General features: G+C 36.8%; 4 protein-coding genes. All 4 read right to left on the bottom strand.

The window, feature by feature from the left end; all coding sequences use genetic code 11:
- Positions 1-217: 217 nt before the first annotated feature.
- Positions 218-469 (bottom strand): type II toxin-antitoxin system MqsA family antitoxin, encoded by a 252-nt coding sequence (locus AB1422_17165; GenBank protein ID MEW6621034.1) that lies wholly within the window; start codon positions 467-469, stop codon positions 218-220.
- Between the two features lie 362 nt (positions 470-831).
- Positions 832-1,086, bottom strand: a complete 255-nt coding sequence (locus AB1422_17160) for a DUF4258 domain-containing protein (GenBank protein MEW6621033.1) — start codon at positions 1,084-1,086, stop codon at positions 832-834.
- 16 nt (positions 1,087-1,102) lie between these two features.
- The gene (locus AB1422_17155; protein MEW6621032.1) at positions 1,103-2,989 is read right to left on the bottom strand and encodes a T9SS type A sorting domain-containing protein; all 1,887 of its coding nucleotides are present in this window, start codon (positions 2,987-2,989) and stop codon (positions 1,103-1,105) included.
- Between the two features lie 18 nt (positions 2,990-3,007).
- A complete protein-coding gene (locus AB1422_17150; protein ID MEW6621031.1) occupies positions 3,008-4,279 on the bottom strand; it encodes a T9SS type A sorting domain-containing protein in 1,272 nt (423 codons plus the stop codon).
- Positions 4,280-4,414 lie beyond the last annotated feature (135 nt).

The following is a 4,414-nucleotide window of genomic DNA, read 5'->3' as shown; positions in this document are numbered from 1 at the left end:
TCCCATGAAACTTCTAAGAGAAAGTTTAAATAAAGTCGCTCATCTTTTATTATGAGTGGGATGCCTCTAATTGCCTCCCAGCTAGCCGAACGGTATTTAATTACCAGTTACCAATCACCAGTTACCAATCACCAGTTACCAGAATCAAATTCCGTGCGTTATTTGTTCAACACGACACTAGATTAAGACACCACCCTTTTTTCGGAAGCATTCAGTATTATACTACAATAGCCTCTCTATAATCTTTTACTTTGACAGGAATAGTTTTTATAATCTTTTTGGATTCAACTAATCGTTCCATATCCTCCACTATTTTACCCTCATAATATTCTTCACCGCACTGTTGACAAACTCCCGCCGGAACATTCTCAATGATTGTCAACTCTCCTTTCCACCAATAATCAACTTTTACTTTTTGAGGAATTACCTTTCCTCCACAAAATGAGCAATTATCATATTCTTTTACCATGTTTTATCACCTTTTTCTTATTTGATAATTTATCCATTTATCCTCATCAGGGATATAAACAGTGCATATCCGAATCTTTCCACTCTTTAAGAAAGCACATAACGAGTGAATAGGGATTCCATTTTCATCAGTAACCGTTCACCGCAGAGACACAGAGACGCAGAGAAGAAAATTAAAATTTATGGACGATAGGCTTAACATCCCTGATTTTCATCAGTGCAAGCTCTTGAGTCCAACAACATTAAACTTGCCCTGATGAAAATCAGGGATGGATTAACAAATCTGGCTTGCCGGCTGAACATTCGGCAAGCAGGTCCTATGTATTTCAATGGCTACACCAATAATCTTTTCTGTTATCTGATTTATTTCCATATCTTCTCTGTTCCTCTGCGTCTCTGCGGTAAATTACCACCTGAACGGTTACTTTCATCAACTCCAAAGATTAAACAACCTGGATTTCTTGGGTCATCAGGATAAGTTTCAATTATTTTCCCATTAAATATAGAGGTTTTTATATTTTTAATCTCTAATCCATCTTTTCGTCTTTCAACTTCAGCATGTTTAGATACTTCATAAAGACCTAATCGAACTTTTTCCCTTATTCTTTTAATATCCACATTCTATCTCCTAAGCCTATCGCAAGATGCCTAATTTACCCTTCCATACTACCACTCCTTCACTTTCTACCACATAAAGATAGATACCGCTGGCAATACCAGTAGGTTGCCATGTTGCCTCGCCAGTAACATTATCACCAGTAATTGTAGTAACCAGTTCTCCTGCAATGGTAAAGATTTTGACAATTGAGTTATCTGGTAAATGAACAAAAGTAATTTGTTTATCTTTTGAATAGAATGGATTGGGATAAACAACTATTTGGGTAAGATTATCAATAATATCAATTGCATAATACGCTTGATTTGGATACCCAATTGAATTTATCGCTCGAACTAATATAGAATGATAATTCCCCACAAGACGTGGGGTAGTAAATTCAAATCGTGCGGTTAGTGTGCCATTATGAGCATGATTTTCTAAAACTTGAATGTTTTCTATATCTATCCAATTACCCTGGTCTACTTTATATTGAATATTGGCTATTGCAGAGACAGTTATATTATTTCCTGGAGGTGTATGATGTGGTGTATTGATGTATGGATTATTATTTATAAGAGGAGGAAGAACAGTTATTGTCCCTTTATAATTTAAAGTAGTAGTTCCTATAGGATCACTTAAAATAAGTTCTCCTGTATCGAGGATGTCCAAAATACCATTACTATTATTATCCCAAATTCCTATTTGTCCTCGTGTGCAGTGGCATACATTTCCATTTGTAAAAGGGGTAACCTGACCACGCATAATGCAAGGTTCGTTGGTACTTCCACCGTCCATATGATTTTCATTTTTGACCCATAGGTATCCTGTATACTCATCTGGAGAACTTGCCCCAGGATATTCATCTAAGGCATAAAATATATGTCCTGTCTCATGGGCACAAACAGCATCCATATTACCAATTCCATAATTACTATTCTTATAAGTCATAACCATAAATGGACCACCAAGATAGGCATAAGCAAAATATCCATTACTAAATTCACCATCATCATCAACACTTGAATCTACTACAAAGATGGTAAAGCACCAATCAGCTTTAAATTCAGCTCGAATTTTATCATTATGTTCTCTTACCTTATCAAAATAGGTAATTCCATCTACTCCAATATTATTCATAATCTCAAGAATCCAATCTCCCTCTTCTCCGCCCTGTCCAGGATTTCCTCCTGGTTTGGTAATAGGTTCATAACCTGTAGAAACTATGGTGGGATTTACAGATGGTAAAAAAGTTTTATAAGCAAATTGTAAGCCTGCTTTTGTTTCTCTGTTTGCCCACCAATTCATACCATTTTGTATTTCACCAATAACATTACTTTCCTCATCAGGTGTCCAATTTTCTGTCTCTGTACCTATGGTACCATTACTTTCAGGAAGAATTATAATCACCATAATTCTTCCAATCATATATTCTGATGTATCTTGCCACTGGGCTCCATAAGGACGTTCTCTTAATGGCAGTCTAATTGAAGGAGGAACTTTTTGTGCAGAAATAGGAGGAATCAGAACATCATTTATAAGTGGAGCAAATTCTTTAACTTCTTTTACTTTTGGTGCGGGAGGTAAGACATAATTTCTATTCCATCCCTCTACTGCATACACAGCCATCTTACCATATTTTTCTACTAATGCTGTGTCTACAAGGTCATAGTGAATAGATAAAATTCCTTTCTGACTTACTAAATCTGGCATAATTTCTTTCGGGATATCTCCAATCAGGATATGAGTTGGGAAGATATGAACTATCCTGCCACCTTTTCCCTCTATAAAACTTACTGCCTCTTCCATTGCCATAATATTTTCGCTGGAAAGAATAACCAGGGCATCATCCTTTTCTTCAGCAATTACTCCATACGGCATTATAGAAATTATACTGACTAAAACAATAATTTTAAAAAACTTCATTTTAACCTCCTTGAAATTTTATCTGATTATTCCTAATTTACCTTTTGCTTGTTCTCCTTGGGGGTTGGTGATTAAATAGATATAAATTCCAGAGGCTAAATTATGCGAAGGTGTCCACTGAATCTGGCCATTACAGTCAGTGCGTTCAATCTTATCAACCAATTCCCCGGCAATCGTAAATATTTTAATGGTAACCTCTTTTGTCAATCTACCTTCATTTATTCCACCAAAGGTAATGGAATTATGCTTACTGGGTATAAATGGATTAGGATAAACAGGGATTTTAGCAGGAAGATGAAGAGATGGTCCCACAATTGTTACCCCATTACTATAACCAATAGGACTCCACAATCCAACTCTATCTTTTGCCTTCACCCTAAAATAATAAGTGAGACCTTGTGTGCCGATTCCTATAAATTCAGTTTCAGTTCCAACCGATTTCCAATCAAGTGTATCTGTTCCTCCTTGAGTTGTGCCAATAGCAACCATATATTCGATAATTCCTGATTGTAGGTCTTGTGCTTGCCAGGTAGCATAAAGTCGGGTAGAATAAATACCATCGTCTGTTACTGTTGGCGTGCCTGGTGGTGTGGTATCAGGAGGGATGATAATATCCGGAGTTGGACTTGAGTTCCCTATCTTTAAGGTCAGAGTTGCTGTGCCATCATTTGCCCCTTCAGCGTATATCCAGAGGTTATCATTATCCGAGTAATTGAAAAAGTCACTTAAGTCAGGGATTCTAAAATTAGCCGGCAAGGCAGCCCATCCACCGTCTGGTGAAAGGATTAATTCTGAGTAAAGGGCAGAAGTGCCCAAAGTAAGAGTTCCATCAGCATCTTGAATCATAAGATAAACAATAGTCCCCGTGGCTGGATTAGGTCCCCATTTATAGACATAGCCATATACCCCAGGCTTTGTTCCAGATGTCTTCTCAACACCTGTGGTAACAGAACCCACACCAGAGGTTTGTGTGCCTGAGATAATTTGGTAGTAATAAGTAGTTGTCGCTCCAATAGTTATTGTTGAATTGCTCATCACTTTTACATAATGGGTATCATCCTGGATTGTTGGAGTTTCCGTATCTCGAATATCCAATGCCCTTTCACTTAATGAACCAGTATTTGTCCCCCACATAATATATCCAATTTCATTGACATCAGTAATCCATGAGATAATAAATTGGTTATCCGTAACATTAGTTATCTGGACATTTTTGGGAATAGTGGCTGACGCTGTTCCAGCCAGAAATAATAATATGAACCCGAGGAGACTCTTCTTATAAATTCTCATTGTAAAACCTCCTTTTCGTAAGCGTTCAGGTGGTGTAACAAAAGGAGATGTGGAGATTAAGGAGATAGGGAGATATTATTAAAAAAATTGAAATTAATAGAAACTAATAGAAATTTATGGAAATTTGTTGTTTTC

The organism is bacterium, assembly GCA_040757115.1.
Taxonomy (GTDB): Bacteria; UBA9089; CG2-30-40-21; order CG2-30-40-21; family SBAY01; genus JBFLXS01.
Note: the sequence above shows the minus strand (reverse complement) of the source record. Positions and strands in the feature narration are given on the sequence as shown.